This window comes from Campylobacter hepaticus (assembly GCF_001687475.2).
Lineage (GTDB): Bacteria > Campylobacterota > Campylobacteria > Campylobacterales > Campylobacteraceae > Campylobacter_D > Campylobacter_D hepaticus.
On record NZ_CP031611.1, the window covers coordinates 547580 to 565025 of the forward strand.

The following is a 17446-nucleotide window of genomic DNA, read 5'->3' on the forward strand; positions in this document are numbered from 1 at the left end:
TTTCCTTATTCAAATTTAATGTATAATTATATTTTATTTAAGACAAATTTTTATTTAAAGAGGAAAAAAATGCAAATTATAAAACAAGCTTGTGGAATTTATGAAACAAATTGTTATATTTTATTTAGCACACAAGGAGAATTTATTATTGATCCAGGATTTAATGCATTTGATTTTGTTAAGCAACATGTAAAAAACCCTTTAGCAATTTTAAATACTCATGGACATCATGACCATGTATGGGATAATGCAAAAATTAAAGAAGAATATAATATCCCTATTTATATACATCAAAACGATGCTTTTATGTTAAATGATCCTTTTAATCAAGGTTTTAAACCTAGTAAAGCCGATATTTTAATCAACCATGAAGAAATAATAAATATAGTAGGATGTAATTTTAAATTCCACTTTCTACCTGGACATACTCCAGGATGCACTATGATAGAAATCATAGGTGAAAACATAATGTTTAGTGGAGATTTTTTATTTTATAGAAGCATAGGAAGATGGGATTTTCCTTATTCTGATGCTAATTTAATGAAACAAAGTTTAGAAAAAATAATGACTTATGAACAAGATTATAAGCTCTTACCAGGACATGGTCAAGAAACAAGTCTTAAAGCTGAACAAATACACCTACCTTCTTGGCTTAGATATTTTTAAGGAGTATTTAAATGGATTTAGATTTTGTATTATTATATTATTATATTATTTTAAATATTTTTGCTCTTTTAGGTTTGTTTTTAACAAAAAACAAAACAAATGAAATAAAATATAATCAATTTTACAAAATTTGTCCATGTAAAAAAATGGTAGAGCAAGGATATTTAAGTACAGTTTGCATTTACTCAAGCATAGGAGGATTTTTTTATAGTGTGCTTTCTATAGGACTCATAGGGTTTGGTAATTTAAATATTAATTTGATTTTTTTTATGACTCTTTTAAATGCATTTTTAGCTTGGAAACTTAAAACATAAAATATTTTTGCAAGAAAAATCTATAGATTTTTCTTTAATTATCTATTTAAAAGTAGTTCCTCCATCTACAACAAAAGTATGGCCTGTAACCCAACTTGCCTTATTTGAACACAAAAAAAGACATGCTCCAGCTAAATCTTGAGGTTGACCTATGCGATTTAAAGGACTTAAATTGATAGTAGCTTGTTTTACTTCTTCATAATTTGTAAAAGCTCTTAAAGCATCTGTTTCAATAGGTCCTCCACTTACTACATTCACACGGATATTTTTTTCTCCAAGTTCAGTTGCAGCATATCTTGCCATAGCTTCTACTGCAGCTTTTGCTGTACCATGTCCTGAATAATTTTCAATATAAACTAAATTACCTGTAGAAGAAATAGAAATAATACTCCCACCTCCTATTTTTTCCATTCTTTTAGCCGCTTCTTGAGCGCCTACAACAAAAGCATTAACCGTAGCAGTGAAAATATTATTTATTCCCTTTGGTTTAAGTTTCATAAATTTAGTATAACCACCCACAACTGCACGACCTGAAATAATTGCATTTGAAATAAAAAAATCTACCCTATCAAAATCTATATCAATTTTTTCAAAAAGCTCTTTATAAGTTTGAGGTTCTAAAATATTAAACTCATAAGCTTTTGCCTTAATCTTATAAGTTCTTTGAAGATCTTTTACCATATCTTGAGCAATTTGTGCATTAGAATTATAAGTAAAGGCTATATTCACCCCTACTTTAGCAAACTCATAAACTATAGCTTTGCCAATACCGCGGGTTCCGCCGCTAATGACTAAAGTTTTGCCTTGAAATTCTGTATTCATTAAAATCCTTTAATATTGTATTTTTTCATTGTCTTTTCAATTTTTGCAAAATTTTCCTTACTTGGAGGACAAAGTGGAAGTCTAAATTCCAAACTTTGTATCAATCCTGCTATATACATAGCAGTTTTAATGGGAATAGGATTGCTTTCACAAAACAAAATTTTATTAATATTATAAAGTTCATCATTAATCTTCTTAGCTTCTTTGTAATTCTCCTTTAAAGCATAATGTGTTAAATCACTAATCATATCAGGTAATAAATTTGAAGTTACCGAAATTACACCTTTTCCACCATTAGAAAGTATAGGATAATTAATAGCATCCTCTCCTGAAATTAAAATTATTCTATCTTCATGTGCAAGCAAATCTACACATTTATCAATATTTCCACTAGCCTCCTTTACACCGTAAATATTTTCACAATCTTTAAAAAGTCTAATAATAGTATCTGTTGCAATCTCGCAAGCTGTTCTACTAGGGACATTATATAAAAGCACGGGAATATCCACACTTTGTGCAATAAATTTATAATGCTCATAAAGACCTTGTTGGGTAGGTTTGTTATAATATGGCGCTACACTTAAAATGCCATGAGCACCATGATCTTGTGCAAATTTAGCTAAGTCTACAGCTTCATGAGTAGCATTACTTCCAGCACCCGCTAAAACCTTAACCTCAGTTTTTTTACATACTTCTACAGCTATTTGTATACAAGTTTTATGTTCTTCATGGGTTAAAGTCGCACTTTCACCTGTGGTCCCAACAGGAACTATAGCATCAATACCATTTTGAATTTGTCTTTGAATTAATCTTTCATAACTTTGTTCATCCACTTTACCATTCTTAAAAGGTGTAATAAGCGCAGTCATTGCTCCAATAATGATATTTTTATCCATTTGCATCCTTTCGTAGAATCACCGTGGTAGAATTATCTTCAACAAAGTATTTTTTAGCACAAAAAATTAAATCTTCTAATTTGAGATTTTGTATATCTTGTTCATAATTCAACAAAGGTTTTATATCACCTCTTGCCAAATATGAACCGTAAATATTTGCTATTGCACTAGCATTATTGAATGAAAAAATAAAATCACTTTTAACATTATTTTTTACTCTTTGTAAATCTTTTTGAGAAATTTTACCCTTTTTAACCTTATCAATAATTTTTAAAAGCTCTCTTTCTACTTTATTTGCATCCACATTTAAATTACAATTACAAATAAAAATAAATAAATTTTCATCAATACAATCATTAACATAGGCATAATAATCATTAATTAAATTTAATTTATCAACTAAAATTGCATTCATTAAAGAACTTTTTCCATTTCCTAAAAGTTCAGCTAAAGCATTTAAAGCTGGTATATCTTTATGTTGAAAATTAGGAATCTTATAAGCAAGAGCTAAAAGTTCAGTATCGGAATTTTTACACAAATGTATTCTTTTAGCCCCTTCTTGCTTAGGCTCTTTAGTATGAATTTTAGGTATAGATTGAGTATTTTTAATTTTTTCAAAATGTTTTTTTGAAAGTTTAAAAACTTCTTGACTCTCAATATCACCGCTTACAAGCAAAATAGCATTTTTAGGCTGATAATAAATACTATGAAATTCTCTAATATCTTCAATACTCCAATTTTCTATATCTTTAAAAAATCCTATAGGAGTCCAATGATAAGGATGATACATAAAAGCATGATTAAAAAGTCTAAAATACAAAAATCCCAAAGGATTGTTATCTGTCCTCCATCTACGTTCTTCTAATACCACTGCTCTTTCAGGTTGAAACTCTTCATCTTTTAAATTTAAATTAGCCATAAGCTCTGCAAAAAGCTCTAAAGCCTTATCTAAATTTTTCTTTGCGCATTTAATATAATAATGCGTATAATCAAAACCTGTACTTGCATTATCTATACCACCAAAACCTTTAACAATTTCATCAAATTCACCAGCATTTAAATTTTTAGTACTTTTAAAATTTAAATGCTCAAGCATATGTGCTATGCCACTTTTTCCCATAATTTCATTTCTTGAACCAACCTTATAAAAAATATCAACACTAATAACATCACTATTTTTATTTACAGGTAAAGTATAAACTTCAAGTTTATTTTCAAGTTGTATTTTTTCATAATTTATCATTTTAAATTTACTCCAACAGCTTCACTAATATGTAAAAAACCATCTTTTTTTAAAAGTTCACTAATATTTTGATTAATATTTTTTATTAAAGATGGACCTTGAAAAACTAAAGCAGTATAAACTTGTACTAGATTAGCACCATTTTTAATACGCTCATAAGCAATATCTGCATTATAAATCCCGCCACTTGCTATTAACAAAGCCTTGTTAAACAATACCTTAGCCATTTCTTTAAAAAAAATTCCACTTTTTTCACTGATAAGCTTTCCGCTAATTCCTCCAAAAGTCCTATTATTATCTAATAAAGAATAATCTGTACTTGTGTTTGCAAATATAAAACCATTTGCACCCTTATTTAAAGCATTTTCGCATAATTTTAAAGCACTATCAAGTGACATATCAGGAGCAATTTTAATTAAAATAGGTTTAGAAGTAATTTTTTTAGATTCTTCAAGCAAGATATTTAAAAACTCATCGTTTTGCAAATGTCTTAAATTTTTTGTATTTGGAGAAGAAATATTAACTACAAAATAGTCGCATAAGTCTTTAAAATCTCTAAATAAAACAAGATAATCTTCTAAAGCTTTCTCATTTGGGGTGGTTTTATTTTTGCCTATATTTACACCTAAAGGCAATACAAAAGGATAAATTTTAGCAAGTCGCAAAGCAATCTTTTGGGCACCTTCATTATTAAAACCCATAGCATTTTGAATACTTTCTTGTTCTACAAGTCTGAATAAACGCGGTTTATCATTACCTTTTTGTGATTTTGGAGTAAAAGTTCCTAATTCTAAAAAACCAAAACCTAAAGCACTTAAAGGTCTTATCATGGTAGCATTTTTATCAAAACCTCCTGCTAAACCCACAGGATTATTAAATTCACAAGTTAATAATTTTTGCTTTAAGCTTTCATCATCAATCATATATTGATAAGCCAAAAAACTCAAAATTCCAGGACAAGTAGTATTTAAAGCTCTTAAACTATATTCAAGTAAAGTATGAGCGCACTCAGGATCTAGTTTAAAAAGCAAAGGTTTTATTAATTTATAAGCCATTTTTTAATCCTTTTTAAAATTCTAACTAAAATTAACTAAAGTTAGGCTTTGTTTTTTCCCTACTTTTAAATTTTTGATACAAAGAACAAGTTTGCAAAAGTTCTTGATCTTTTCCTATAGCTAAAACTTTACCCTTATCTAAAACCACTATTTTATCAGAATTTTCTATAGTGCTTAAACGATGGGCAATAACCATAATAAGTCTATCTTTTTTTAAATTTTCTATAGTTTTCACTATAGCTTTTTCACTTTCATTATCAAGAGCTGAAGTAGCTTCATCAAAAATTAATACATCAGGATTTTTATATAAAGCTCTAGCAATAGCAATTCTTTGCTTTTGTCCCCCACTTAAATTTTTACCATGTTCTTTAATCTCAGCCCAAATTCCACCCATTTCTTCTACAAAATCCAAAGCATTGGCTAGTTTTAAAGCTTGAATAATCTTTTTTTCTTCTAATTCTTCACTATAGGCAATATTTGCAGCAAAACTATCATTAAATAAATAAATATTTTGAGTTACAAGCCCTATTTTAGAATGCAAACTTTCTATAGTAAAATTACTAATATCTTCTTGATTGAGTAAAATTTTACCTTTTTGTTTTTCATAAAAATACATTAATAAATTAATAATTGAAGATTTCCCACCTCCACTTACTCCAACAAGAGCAAGCATTTCACCTTTTTTAAATTCAAAACTTACGCCCTTTAAAACACTTTTATGAGGGTTTTCATACGAAAATTCAACATTTTCAAAAATAATTTTTTCAATTTTTTTCAATACTTTATCACCCGCTTTAATTTGAGGCTGCAAATCTAATAAATAAAAAGTTCTTTCACTAGCTGCAACCGCACCTTGAAGTTTCCCGTATAAAGAAGAAAGACGCTTTAAAGGAGTATAAATAGCAAAAAGCGCTGAAACAAAACTAATAAAACTCCCCACACTCATAACTCCATTAATAACTTCTCTACCCCCTACAATAATTACAACTGCTACACCTATTGAACCCATCATATCCATTAAAGGACTTGTAAGCGCATCAATACGTGCAGATTTAAGATTTAAGGTGCACAAAGTATCATTATGTTTGGCAAATTTATCACTTTCTTTTTTTTCATTATCATTAGCTTTAATAAGTTCAATATTTGCAAAAATTTCTCCCAAATATGAAAGTAAATCTGAATTAGTTTCTTGTATATTTCTTGCATAATTTTTAAGTTTTTTAGCAAACCAAAGTAAAGGAAAAATAGCTAAAGGCAAAATAACTAAAGCTAAAAAAGCTAAAGTAGGACTTTGATACAAAACAACTATAAGTAAACCAATGGCAGTTAAAAATTCTCTAAAAAAATCAGGAATAATATTTGCCACTATACTTTGAAGCGCATTAATATCGTTAGTACAACGACTTACAAGTTCACCATTTCTATAGCGTTTAAAAAAATCCATATCTAAACGCAAGATATTTTTTAAAACTTTAGCACGCAAGACTCTTAACATATCTGTTCCTATATAAGAAACATAAAAACTTTGCAAATAAGTTCCAAGATTTTTAAAAAAATACATCAATACAAGCAAAAAAGGCACTGTATAAAGCAAAGATTCATTTTTTTCTACAAAAATATAATTTAAAATAGGTTCTAAAGCATAAAAACTTCCAGCAGTTCCTCCACTTGCTAAAATCATACCAAAAATAACTACAGCAAATTGTTTCCAATATCTCTTATAAAAAGGTTTAAAACGAATTAAAACTTCTTTTAAATTCATTTCTTTATGCATTAACTTTCTCCCATATTGTACCATTTGGAGTATCTAAAAGTATAATTTTTTTATGATTTAATTGCTCTCTTATAGCATCAGCCTTGATAAAATCTTTATTTTTTTTTGCTTCATTTCTTTGCAAGATTAATTTTTCAATTTCCTCGCATTCTTTTTGACTCACACCCCATTGAAAATATAAAGTCGTATCCATAAAACCAAAACCAAAAATACTAGCTAATTCCCCTAATGTTTCTTTTATATTTTGTTTTAAAATTTTATTTTTACCTTCTTTATCAAGTTTTGAATTAGCATAATTAATAAAATCATCTAAAAGCGCTAAAGCTTTAGAAATATTTAAATCATCCTTTAAAACATCAAGAATTTGCATAGAAATTTTACTTTTAATACAAATATTATTTAAAATATCAAAATCACAAATTACACCCACACCCAATCTTTTCTTAAGACGATAAAATTTATCTAAACGCTTTTTAGAATTTTCTAAATCCGCTAAAGAATAATTAAAATGAGATCTATAATGAGAACTTAAAAGATAAAATCTTAAAGCTTCACCCATAAATTCTTTTAATGCATCTTTTACAAAAAAACTATTATTTAAACTCTTGCTCATTTTTTCGCCATCAATTTTAACAAAACCATTATGCAACCAAATTTTTGCTAAATTTTTACCACAAGCACAACGGTATTGAGCAACCTCATTTTCATGATGAGGAAAAAATAAGTCCATACCTCCAGCATGAATATCAAGAGTATCCTTAAAAATATAATCAATCATGGCAACGCATTCAGTATGCCAACCAGGACGCCCTATTCCAAATTCACTTTTATAAAATTTTTCATCAAATTTCCAAAGCACAAAATCACTTTCATTTTTCTTTTGTATCTTAACATTAAGACGAGAAAGATTTTGAGTGTTTTGATTAGATAAAGTAAAATATTGACTATCTTTGCTTGTATCAAAATATATTCCATCTTCTAAAGTATAAACAAAACCATTTTTATCAAGTTTTTTAATTAAATCAAGCATTGGTTGTATATAATGAGTTGCACATGGTTTTAAATCAGGATCTAAAACATTTAAAGCTTTCATATCTTCTTCATAACTTTGTATATAAAATTGTGCAAGTTCGTCTATACTTTTTCCACTTTGAGCTATCTTTTTTAAAATTTTATCATCAATATCTGTATAATTTCTAACAAATTTAACCTGATTCCCACAAGCAAGTAAAACTCTGCGTAAAAGATCAAAACAAACGCTGCTTCTAGCATGACCTAAATGTGCATGATCATAAACTGTAGGACCACATAAATAAATATTAATATTTTTTTTATCAAGTTCTTTTTTTTCTTTTGTTGCACTATCTAATAATCTCATTAAAAAACTCCTTTAAAATTTCCAAAAATCCACATAAAAAAACTTAAAATATAAGGCTTAATTAAAAAAAGTAAAACAGCAAAAATAAACAAAACTATTATCATTAAAAAACAAATTTTAATAGATATTAAATTAAAAAAATTCTTAAAACCAAATTCTTTAATATTTGCTCCAAGCAAATAAAAAGCACTTATAGAACTTGAAAGTGCTACAGCAATAACTTTTAAATTTTCTTCTTGAATTAAAAAAATAAAAACTATGGAGCACAAAGTGCTAATCACTAAAGATTTTAAAGCAATAACAGCTGCTATTTTTTGTTTAAATTTAGCATAAAGCCATAAAGAAAAAAGTTTTTGCAAACCAAAAGGTAAAAGTCCTGCAAGATAGGCGATTAAAACATAAGCTGTAATAGTACTATCTTCACTTGTAAAATTTCCTCTTCCAAATAAAAGTTTTGCAATCTCTAAAGCAAAAACTGAACCTATAATACTAGATACTATGAGCAAAATACTCAAAAACACTAAAACTCTTTGCATAAAACGCAAAGCCAAAGCTTCTTGCCCACTTTTTAAGTGCTTTAAAATCTTAGGAAAAGAAACCTGGGTTAAAGCAATTGCAAAAAGTGCAAGAGGAAGTTGAAAAATACGGTTTGCATAATAAAGATAAGAAATACTTCCACTGACTAAAAAACTAGCAATAGTAGTATCCAAAAGAGAACTTAACTGATTTGCAGAAGAACCTAAAACTCCATGAAAAAAATGACCATAAAAATCTTTTAATTTTGATTTAAATCTCCTTAATTTAAGACTTAAAACCATAGCACGTATTACAGAATTATTTTTTAAAACTAATAAATGTAAAACAAATTGAGCAAAACCACTTAAAACCGTAGCATAAGAAAAATAATAAAGAGTATCTTCAGGCATATTTTTATCAACAAAAAAAGCAGCTATAACTATACTTAAATTAAAAAGCGATGCTGAAAAAGAAGTGATAAAAAATTTTTGTCTATAATTTAAAATTGCACCCAAAAAAGTAACTAAAAAAATAAAAAATAAATACCAAAAATTAATTGCTACTAAAGGTGCAGCTAAAGCTATAGTATCTTTAGTGAAACCTAAAGCAAAAAGTTTGGTAAAAAAAGAAGAAAAAAAACTTACCAATAAACAAAATAAAAACACAATAATACTAAATTGTATTATCACATTTAAACAAAAGGCTCCTTTTTTTCTTGCCCTTACAAAACTAGGTAAAAAACTCTGCCCAAAAGCTCCTTCGGCAAATATTCTTCTAAAAAAAGCAGGCATTTTTAATGCTACAAAAAAAATATCACTATAAAGCCCTGCTCCTAAAAAAAGCGCTATTAAAATATCTCGAATAAGTCCTAAAATCCTTGAAAATAAAATCCCCAAGGCATTAATAATAAAATTTTTAAATATTAAACTCTTCATTAAAATTTTTCATAAAAATTAAACTATAATAAAGTATTATTTTAACTAAAATTGATTAAAAATTTACTATAATAATTTTCTTAATTTTTTACAACAAAGGGAAAATTTTGGCTTTAGATGAAAAAATTATTGTCTACACAGATAACCTAGCTCGTGAACTTTTAAAAATATCTTCACAAACACATATTAGCTTAAATGAACTTGATTTTAACATCCTAGCATTTTCTACACAATACCGTTTTGCAGATTTAAAATGGACTAAAATTTCTGAAAAAGAATTAATACTTTTTGAACAAGATACAATTTTTTTAAAAAGCGATCTTCAAATTATACAAAAATATAAAATTGAAATTTTCCATAATATTAACGCTAATCAAATATCTAAAGCAGTAAAATTAATTGCTAATAGAAATTTAACTAAAATTATAGCTCAAATTGATTTTAAAAATCTAGATTTTCATGATAAATTAGCATTAGAACTCTTACAAACAATCTATAAAAAAATGTTAAAGCTTAAATTTTTAATAGGAATTCGCACTTTTAATTTTAAAAAAGATTTGATATCTTTTTGTAATCAACACAAAAATAAGCCCTTAAATCAAACCATACAACTTACAGTTGCACAAGGCATTGAACCTATTTTAAGCCAAGATGAGTCTTTAATATTAGTTTACAAAGAAAAAACTCAAAATTATTCCATCGATGAAAAACGATCAGGAATTATTAGCGTTGATGAAAATGAAGTGGTTTTAAAACATATGCAATTTAAAGAAGGTAAAGAAGGTAAAGATTTAAATTTGCATACTATTGAAGTTTTATCTGGAAATGAAAACAAAGTTAATTTTTCTTGTTCTAAAGCTTTCAAAGAAATAAAACAAGATGGTTATATAGAATATTTAGCCTTAAAAAAAGGTTATATTGTACAAGATGGTGATAAATTTGATATTGCTAATGAATTAGAATTTAATGGAGTTGATTTTAAAAGCATAGGGATCTTGAAAGCAGGAATAGACAAAAATGTTAAAATCAATATAAAATTATCTTCAGAAATTAAAGATGCAGTAAATTCTGGAGTAGGAATAGAATGCGAAGAATTGAATATAATTGGAAATGTAGCTAGCAATACCCAACTTCATGCTAAAATAATCAAAATTGAGGGAGCAACACATTCTAAAGCCAAAATTCAATCCGAACAAGCTTATATAAAAACCCACAGAGGTTTTGTACAAGGACAAAGCGTAAATGTAGATTTACTTGAAGGTGGAACAATTAAAGCCAAAGAAGTAAAAATTAAAAAAAGCCTAGGCGGAAATATACAAGCAGATAAAATTTACATAGAAAATTTAGAAAGCAATAATTCTTGTATCTTTTTTGAAAATACTACTATAGAACATATAAATGGGGAGAATAATAAATTTCACGCTAAAATTAAAGTTGAAGATAAAGATTATGACCAAGAATTAAGTAATTTAGAGGAAACAATTTCTAAACTTAATCTTAAGATTAATACAATAAAACAATATATTTTATCTAGCCAAAATGGAATCACAAATATTGAAAAAAAAATTGAAGAACTTAAAAATCAAGGACAAAATGTCCCTGTTCAATATACTAAAATTCTTAAAAACTTTTCTTTGCAAAATATGCAATTAAATAAATTACAAAATAAAGAAAAAGAACTTTTAGAATACAAAAAATCTCTAATATTAGAACTAACACAATTACAAAAATTACTTTTTAAAGCAAATGTTATCAATAAAAGTGGAAAATGGACCAATACAAATGAAATTAAATTTTCACTTTTAACACCCAAAGAAGATTTTTCATATTCTTCATCCATAAATGAAAATGCTAAATACATAGGTATTGAAAAAATTATACAAAATAATCAAGAAAACATAAAAATAAACAAAAAATCAGATTATGAACAAAAGGATATAGCATGGTTGTCGCCATCGAAGGAATAATTACAAAAAAAGAACCTACTTTTATTATTATCAAATGTAATAGTGGTTTAAGTTATGGAGTTTTTGTTTCACTTTTTTGCTCATCTAAACTCCAAATTCAAGAAAAATATGAATTATTTATCACTCAAATCATTAAAGAAGATTCTAATAAATTTTATGGTTTTTTAGATCAAGAAGAACAAAAAATATTTGAAATGCTATTAAAAGTTAATGGAATTGGAGCTAATACTGCTATGGCTATTTGCTCTAGCTTAGACATCAATTCTTTTTATAGGGCCTTAAGTTTAGGTGATGAAAATCTATTAAAAAAAGTACCTGGAATAGGATCTAAAAGTGCAAAACGCATTATTGTGGAACTTTCAGATGTTAAAACTAAACTTGATAATATAAGTGAAGATAAAAGCGAAGCTTTAGCTGCTTTATTAACCCTAGGCTTTAAACAAGATAAAATTATAAATGTTTTAACAACTTGTAAACAAACAAATACTAGCGAATTGATTAAAGAAGCTCTTAAAAAACTAGGATGAAGGAAAAATATGAATTATGCAATACTTTTTGGCGGAAATTCTTACGAACATGAAATCAGTATAGTGAGTGCTATAGTACTTAAAAAAGTCATCCATACACATTTAGAATTTATTTTTTGCGATGAAGAAAGAAAATTTTATCATATCCCAGAACAAAAAATGAATTCTAAAACTTTTAGCACTAAAGCTTATAAAAAAGAAAAGGAACTTTTTTTAAAACAAGGTGGATTTTTTTATAAAAAATTTTTTAAGGAAAATAAATTAAAAACTGATTGCATTATTAATCTTATTCATGGTAGAGATGGAGAAGATGGAAAAATAGCCGCTTTATTTGATTTTTATTCCATTAATTTTATAGGACCTAGGCTTGAAGCAAGTGTATTATCTTTTAATAAAGCATTAACTAAAATTTACGCACAAAGCGTAGGGGTAAAAACATTAGATTATACCATATTAAACAAAACACAAGACACCAATGAAAATATTTCCTTTCCTTGCATTATAAAACCTGTAAGATTAGGTAGTAGCATAGGAATTAGTGTTGTTAAAGATAAAAAAGATTTAGAATATGCTAAAGATGTAGGTTTCGAATTTGATAATGAACTTATTGTGGAAGAATTTAAAAATGATATCAAAGAATATAATCTTGCAGGTTGTATGATAAAAGATGAATTTATTTTTTCTATAATAGAAGAACCTAAAAAGAAAGAATTTTTAGATTTTGAGCAAAAATACCTTAGTTTTTCAAGACACGATAGATTAATAGAAGCAAATTTAAATCCTGAATTAAAAATCAAATTAAAAGATAATTTTCGTAAAATCTATAATCCTTTATTTAAAGGCGCCTTAATACGTTGTGATTTTTTTATATTAAATGATGAAGTATATTTAAACGAAATCAATCCTGCTCCTGGATCTTTAGCACATTATCTTTTTGATAATTTTAATTCTACTTTAGATGCTTTAGCTAAGAATATTTCACTAGAAAATAAAATCCAAATCCATTATAATTTTTTACATTCTATTCATGGACAAAAGGGGAAATTATAAATTTTTAAGTTAAAATACGTTAAATTTTACATAAAATTTAACGTATTTAGGATAAAAAATGCTCTCTTTCAAAGAAGATGAAATTTATACCGCTACAGAAATAGTAAGAAATTTCAGTCCTATTATGGAAAAACTTAAACAAAGCCAATCCGGTAAGATAGTGATCTTAAAAAATAATAAATTTGAAGCTGTAATGCTTAATATGAAAGAATTTCAACGCTTACAAAATGCCATGCAACTTTTAGAAAATATATACAAAAATCAAAAGGTATAAAATGGCACTAACAGATCTAACATATAAAAATAAAAACTATCAAATTGCTTATGAAATCATAGGGGATCTTTGTTTACCTCAAATATTAATTTTACACGGTTGGGGTGCTAATAAAGAATTAATGAAACAAAGTTTTGCTCCTTGTTTAAAAGGTTTTTGTCAAATTTATCTAGACTTAGCTGGATTTGGAAATTCAAGTATTGCAGAAGTTTTAAACACTCAAGATTATGCTAATATTATAGAACTTTTTTTAAAAAATAAAAAAATGAATATTCGTTTTTTTATGGGACATTCTTTTGGAGGAAAAATAAGCACTTTACTTGCCAAAGAAGATACTATACTAATTTTACTTTCAAGTGCTGGAATTTTGCATAAAAAATCTTTTAAAATTCGCTTAAAAATTTATATTTTCAAGATATTAAAATTATGCGGTTTAGGAAAATTCTACCATTATTTTGCAAGCAAAGATGCTGCTAATCTCAATCCTATTATGTATGCAACCTTTAAAAAAGTAGTTGATGAAGATTTTAGCGAGATTTTTCTTAAACAAAAAGCAAAAAGTATAATTTTTTGGGGAAAAGATGATCAAGCTACACCTTTATATTGTGGATATCAAATACATAAACTTATAAAAAATAGCACTTTTTATCCTTTAGAAGGCGATCATTTTTTCTTTTTAAAACACAGTGCTTTTATCAGTCAAAAACTTTCATCGCAAGGGAAAATATGTTAAATCTTTTATATTTTATTAATACTTTAATCTTTAATATTTGTATAACTTTTTATTTTATAAGTGCTTTACAATGGTATTCTTATAAACTTAAACGCGTTATATTTCATTACCATAAATACTCTTGGCATATTTATTTTTTATTAATTCCTTATTTTATTTATATTTCATCTTTTGGTTTTTCATGGATAAGCTTAATTTATTTCTGTTTTATTCATACTAGTATTTTGTTTTTTTGGAATAAAAAAATTGATAAAAAACTTGTTATAACACAAAAAATAAAATGGTTTTTTATTTTTGTTTTTATTTATAATACAATTTTTTCTTTACTTTCCTTACAAATTTCTTTTCTTTTTAATCTTGCTTGCTTACCTACGAGTTTATTAAGTTTAAAAATTTACGATTTTATAACAAATTTATATTTTAAAAATAAAGCTAAAAAAAAGATTTTTAATAATGTAAATCTTAAAATCATACTTATTAGTGCAAGTTTTGGAAAAACAAGTATGAAAAATTTTTTATATGAACTCTTAAAAGATGATTTTTTATGCCACAAAACTCCAAGAAGCGTTAATACTCTTATGGGCATTATTAAAGACATTAATGAAAATTTAAAAGATAATACTCAAATTTATATAGTTGAAGCTGGAGCTAGAGCAAGAGGTGATATTTTAGAAATTACCAATTTTTTAAATCCTCATATTTGTATTATAGGAGAAATAGGGAATTCTCATTTACAGTATTTTAAAAGTATTGAAAATATTAAAAATACAAAATTAGAAGCTTTAAACTCAAAAAGACTTATAAAAGCTTTTTTACATTCTAGTACACAAAAACAAGAAAATGATGCTATAAGTATTTATGATAATAAAATTTCTAATATACAAGCAAATCTTGAAGGTTTAAAATTTGAAATTTTATTCCAAAATAAAAAAGAAATATTTAAAAGTCAAATTTTAGGTGCTTTTAATGCACAAAATCTTTGTGCTTGTATATTTTGTGCAGATTTTCTAGGAATTACACTTAATAAAATCAAAGAAAATATAAAAAAAATCACTCCTGTAGAACATCGCCTTTGTATTATCTCAAAAGAACCTAAATTAATTATTGATGATGGATTTAATGGAAATTTTAAAGGCATGAGTCAAAGTTATGAACTTTGTAAAAATTATCAAGGTAGAAAAGTGTTAATCACTCCTGGCATATTAGAAGTCAATCAAGAAGAAAACCAAAAACTATGCCAAATTATCAACCAATGTTTTGATCTAGCTATCATAAGTGCTCATATTAATGCAGCAATTTTTAAAAAAGAATTAACAATTAAAACAATTATATTAAAAGAAAAAAATGATTTAATACAAACCCTAGCCAAAGAAACAAAAGATGGAGATTTAATACTTTTTTCTAACGATGCTCCTAGCTATTTTTAAATTAACAATTTATAGGTAAAGTAAAATAAAAATTCTTAGGATCAAGTTCAAATCCTAAATTTCCTTTATGTGCATCAATAATTTCTTTAGAAAGAGATAAACCAAGACCATTTCCTTTAAGCTTTGTTGTTTTAAAAGCTTCAAACACTCTATTTTTATCTTTAATAACACAACCATTATCATAAATACGTATACACAAAAGATCATTTTCACAAGTAGCTATAATACGAATATAAGGATTTTCAACTTCTTTTTCTTCTATAGCATCAATTGCATTATAAATCAAATTTTGCAACACCAAACTCAAAAGAGCCTTATCAGCACAAATTTTCATATCTAAAAAATCAATTACAAAGTCAATAGAAGCAGAAAAATTATAAGCATTAATAGCACTTTGGCATTCTTCTTTTAATTCTAAAATATTAAAACAAGCAGTATTAATATGCACACCTTTAGTAAATAACAAAGTAGATTTAACTATGCGTTCAACCCTAGCAATAGATTTTTGAATTTCAAGAACTATATGTTTGTTTTTAAACTCACTGCGTGCAAAAAGAGTAGAAGCTAATAAAGAAATAGAACCTATAGGATTTCTTATTTCATGCGCTAAATGCGCTGCAACACTTCCCATACTTGCAAGCCTTTCATTACGTTTTTCATCACTAATATCAATAGCAGAAATAATTGTTTTTTCATTATGATCAATGATTTTAATGGCATAAAAACTTCCCTCAAATTCTAATTCATCTCGCATCTTATCTAAGCTAATAATATTTAACAATTTAGGATTTTTTAAAGCTTCTTGATTTTGTAAAATAATATTTTTTTCCTTGTCTAAAATCCAAAGTGCGCTAGGTAGCACTTCTATAATTTCATCAACCATAGCACGCAAAAAATTATAATTTTCATTTAAAATTTTATATTCATTTTCTATAACATAAGTTTGTTCAATCAAACTTTCAAGACCTTTTTGCAAAGTTTCTTTTTCATGAGAATCTAAAGTTCTTAAAATACTTTCATTCATTAATCATTCCTCTAAAATCATTTAATTCAAATAAAAATACACCCGATTTGCAAATTTTATACATTTCTTGACTAAAACCATTTTTTGAAATTATAATATAATAATCAGGAATTATTTTTAAATTTCTTACTTTTAATTTTAAAAGATTAAAAATATTTTTACAAATCTTTTTATTTTTAAATTTAACCTCGCCCACAAGACATAATTTTTCATCTTGATAATAAAGATCAACCTCCATATCTTTATTCCAATAACTTTGCACTCCATCTATTTTAAAAAAATATTCTACAAACTCACGACAAAGTTGTTCAAAACAAAAACTTTGATAAAGTTTAAATTTATCTTTAATTTTTTTTAAAACTTCTTCATATTTTCCCTGTAAAATCAATTTTTCATTAGGTTTTAGAAAATAAAAGAAAAAACGTGTAAAATGATTAGTAAACATAAGTTTATCTTGAATAACATAAGATCTTAGTTCTTTTTTAATTTTTTGTTTTTTATCTTTGTTTGGCTTAGTCTCTTTGCTAACTTCAAGCTTTAAAATATTTTGTTTTAAAAGAAATTGAAGTGCAGATAAAGCTTTAAAATGCTGTATTTTCTTATTAATAGAAAAACGTTTACGATTGTTTTTAGCAAGCAAAATTAAAGCATAAGAGATGATATCATCAAAATCAAATTGATTCTTTACAAATAAATAATTTTTTAACAATTTTTCTTGAATATTTTCAAAAATATCTTTTTCTAGATTCAATTCTTTTAATTGATCAAATCCATCAAAAACACTATAAAAATCAAAAATTTGAGCTAAATGAATATTTTTATATAAGCTTGAAAAGTCTTTAAAA

The 17446-nt window shown here is 26.0% G+C and carries 17 protein-coding genes; 8 read left to right on the top strand and 9 right to left on the bottom strand.

The genetic code is table 11. The features are described from left to right. The first annotated feature begins 69 nt into the window (after window positions 1-69). Entirely contained in the window at window positions 70-666 is a 597-nt protein-coding gene (locus tag A2J15_RS02715; RefSeq protein WP_066778226.1) for an MBL fold metallo-hydrolase, read from the top strand. A gap of 11 nt (window positions 667-677) precedes the next feature. Beyond that, window positions 678-980, top strand: a complete 303-nt coding sequence (locus tag A2J15_RS02720) for a hypothetical protein (RefSeq protein WP_066778224.1) — start codon at window positions 678-680, stop codon at window positions 978-980. 42 nt (window positions 981-1022) lie between these two features. Here A2J15_RS02720 and A2J15_RS02725 read toward each other — a convergent pair whose 3' ends face one another. The 7 genes from A2J15_RS02725 to murJ are packed head-to-tail and all read right to left on the bottom strand — an operon-like array spanning window position 1023 to window position 9599. After that, window positions 1023-1802, bottom strand: coding sequence for an enoyl-ACP reductase (locus A2J15_RS02725; protein WP_066778222.1), 780 nt, complete (start codon window positions 1800-1802; stop codon window positions 1023-1025). Further along, the gene (gene dapA / locus A2J15_RS02730) at window positions 1802-2698 is read right to left on the bottom strand and encodes a 4-hydroxy-tetrahydrodipicolinate synthase (protein WP_066778220.1); all 897 of its coding nucleotides are present in this window, start codon (window positions 2696-2698) and stop codon (window positions 1802-1804) included. The genes A2J15_RS02725 and dapA overlap by 1 nt, the downstream gene beginning before the upstream one ends. Then, window positions 2691-3941, bottom strand: a complete 1251-nt coding sequence (locus A2J15_RS02735; RefSeq protein ID WP_066778218.1) for a M16 family metallopeptidase — start codon at window positions 3939-3941, stop codon at window positions 2691-2693. Before A2J15_RS02735 ends, dapA begins: the two co-directional genes overlap by 8 nt. Beyond that, a complete protein-coding gene (locus A2J15_RS02740; protein WP_066778215.1) occupies window positions 3938-4996 on the bottom strand; it encodes a quinone-dependent dihydroorotate dehydrogenase in 1059 nt (352 codons plus the stop codon). The genes A2J15_RS02735 and A2J15_RS02740 overlap by 4 nt, the downstream gene beginning before the upstream one ends. A 31-nt stretch (window positions 4997-5027) precedes the next feature. Next, window positions 5028-6770, bottom strand: coding sequence for an ABC transporter ATP-binding protein (locus tag A2J15_RS02745; RefSeq protein ID WP_066778213.1), 1743 nt, complete (start codon window positions 6768-6770; stop codon window positions 5028-5030). After that, window positions 6763-8148, bottom strand: a complete 1386-nt coding sequence (gene cysS, locus A2J15_RS02750; protein ID WP_066778211.1) for a cysteine--tRNA ligase — start codon at window positions 8146-8148, stop codon at window positions 6763-6765. The genes A2J15_RS02745 and cysS overlap by 8 nt, the downstream gene beginning before the upstream one ends. Continuing rightward, window positions 8148-9599 (bottom strand): murein biosynthesis integral membrane protein MurJ, encoded by a 1452-nt coding sequence (gene murJ / locus A2J15_RS02755; protein WP_066778209.1) that lies wholly within the window; start codon window positions 9597-9599, stop codon window positions 8148-8150. The genes cysS and murJ overlap by 1 nt, the downstream gene beginning before the upstream one ends. Window positions 9600-9706: 107 nt before the next feature. On the opposite strand from murJ, the gene A2J15_RS02760 reads away from it, so the two are divergent. Genes A2J15_RS02760 through A2J15_RS02785 form a run of 6 tightly spaced genes read left to right on the top strand, consistent with a single transcriptional unit; the run spans window position 9707 to window position 15577 of the window. Continuing rightward, window positions 9707-11566 carry a flagellar assembly protein A gene (locus A2J15_RS02760; protein ID WP_066778208.1) on the top strand — a complete coding sequence of 620 codons (1860 nt, stop codon included), beginning with the start codon at window positions 9707-9709 and terminating at the stop codon, window positions 11564-11566. After that, window positions 11542-12093: a Holliday junction branch migration protein RuvA gene (ruvA, locus tag A2J15_RS02765; protein WP_066778207.1), complete on the top strand. Its 552-nt coding sequence runs from the start codon at window positions 11542-11544 to the stop codon at window positions 12091-12093. Before A2J15_RS02760 ends, ruvA begins: the two co-directional genes overlap by 25 nt. Window positions 12094-12102: 9 nt before the next feature. After that, window positions 12103-13143 carry a D-alanine--D-alanine ligase gene (locus A2J15_RS02770; RefSeq protein WP_066778205.1) on the top strand — a complete coding sequence of 347 codons (1041 nt, stop codon included), beginning with the start codon at window positions 12103-12105 and terminating at the stop codon, window positions 13141-13143. 58 nt (window positions 13144-13201) lie between these two features. After that, window positions 13202-13417 carry a type II toxin-antitoxin system Phd/YefM family antitoxin gene (locus tag A2J15_RS02775; protein ID WP_066778203.1) on the top strand — a complete coding sequence of 72 codons (216 nt, stop codon included), beginning with the start codon at window positions 13202-13204 and terminating at the stop codon, window positions 13415-13417. A gap of 1 nt (window position 13418) precedes the next feature. Next, entirely contained in the window at window positions 13419-14150 is a 732-nt protein-coding gene (locus A2J15_RS02780) for an alpha/beta fold hydrolase (protein WP_066778201.1), read from the top strand. Then, window positions 14144-15577 carry a Mur ligase family protein gene (locus tag A2J15_RS02785; protein WP_066778199.1) on the top strand — a complete coding sequence of 478 codons (1434 nt, stop codon included), beginning with the start codon at window positions 14144-14146 and terminating at the stop codon, window positions 15575-15577. Before A2J15_RS02780 ends, A2J15_RS02785 begins: the two co-directional genes overlap by 7 nt. Before the next feature lies 1 nt (window position 15578). On the opposite strand, the gene A2J15_RS02790 is transcribed toward A2J15_RS02785, so the two are convergent. Both A2J15_RS02790 and A2J15_RS02795 read right to left on the bottom strand, forming a co-directional pair. Further along, window positions 15579-16601 (bottom strand): fla regulon two-component system sensor histidine kinase FlgS, encoded by a 1023-nt coding sequence (locus A2J15_RS02790; protein ID WP_066778197.1) that lies wholly within the window; start codon window positions 16599-16601, stop codon window positions 15579-15581. After that, the gene (locus tag A2J15_RS02795) at window positions 16594-17415 is read right to left on the bottom strand and encodes a DUF234 domain-containing protein (protein ID WP_066778195.1); all 822 of its coding nucleotides are present in this window, start codon (window positions 17413-17415) and stop codon (window positions 16594-16596) included. Before A2J15_RS02795 ends, A2J15_RS02790 begins: the two co-directional genes overlap by 8 nt. Between the last annotated feature and the right edge of the window lie 31 nt (window positions 17416-17446).

Excerpts from the sequence above, each read along its gene's own strand:
- A2J15_RS02725 (WP_066778222.1), bottom strand. The coding sequence starts at position 1,802 with ATGAATACAGAATTTCAAGGCAAAACTTTAGTCATTAGCGGCGGAACC.
- A2J15_RS02790 (WP_066778197.1), bottom strand. The coding sequence starts at position 16,601 with ATGAATGAAAGTATTTTAAGAACTTTAGATTCTCATGAAAAAGAAACT.
- ruvA (WP_066778207.1), top strand. The coding sequence starts at position 11,542 with ATGGTTGTCGCCATCGAAGGAATAATTACAAAAAAAGAACCTACTTTT.
- A2J15_RS02715 (WP_066778226.1), top strand. The coding sequence starts at position 70 with ATGCAAATTATAAAACAAGCTTGTGGAATTTATGAAACAAATTGTTAT.
- murJ (WP_066778209.1), bottom strand. The coding sequence starts at position 9,599 with ATGAAGAGTTTAATATTTAAAAATTTTATTATTAATGCCTTGGGGATT.
- A2J15_RS02745 (WP_066778213.1), bottom strand. The coding sequence starts at position 6,770 with ATGCATAAAGAAATGAATTTAAAAGAAGTTTTAATTCGTTTTAAACCT.
- A2J15_RS02785 (WP_066778199.1), top strand. The coding sequence starts at position 14,144 with ATGTTAAATCTTTTATATTTTATTAATACTTTAATCTTTAATATTTGT.
- A2J15_RS02775 (WP_066778203.1), top strand. The coding sequence starts at position 13,202 with ATGCTCTCTTTCAAAGAAGATGAAATTTATACCGCTACAGAAATAGTA.
- A2J15_RS02720 (WP_066778224.1), top strand. The coding sequence starts at position 678 with ATGGATTTAGATTTTGTATTATTATATTATTATATTATTTTAAATATT.
- dapA (WP_066778220.1), bottom strand. The coding sequence starts at position 2,698 with ATGGATAAAAATATCATTATTGGAGCAATGACTGCGCTTATTACACCT.
- A2J15_RS02770 (WP_066778205.1), top strand. The coding sequence starts at position 12,103 with ATGAATTATGCAATACTTTTTGGCGGAAATTCTTACGAACATGAAATC.
- A2J15_RS02740 (WP_066778215.1), bottom strand. The coding sequence starts at position 4,996 with ATGGCTTATAAATTAATAAAACCTTTGCTTTTTAAACTAGATCCTGAG.
- A2J15_RS02735 (WP_066778218.1), bottom strand. The coding sequence starts at position 3,941 with ATGATAAATTATGAAAAAATACAACTTGAAAATAAACTTGAAGTTTAT.
- cysS (WP_066778211.1), bottom strand. The coding sequence starts at position 8,148 with ATGAGATTATTAGATAGTGCAACAAAAGAAAAAAAAGAACTTGATAAA.
- A2J15_RS02780 (WP_066778201.1), top strand. The coding sequence starts at position 13,419 with ATGGCACTAACAGATCTAACATATAAAAATAAAAACTATCAAATTGCT.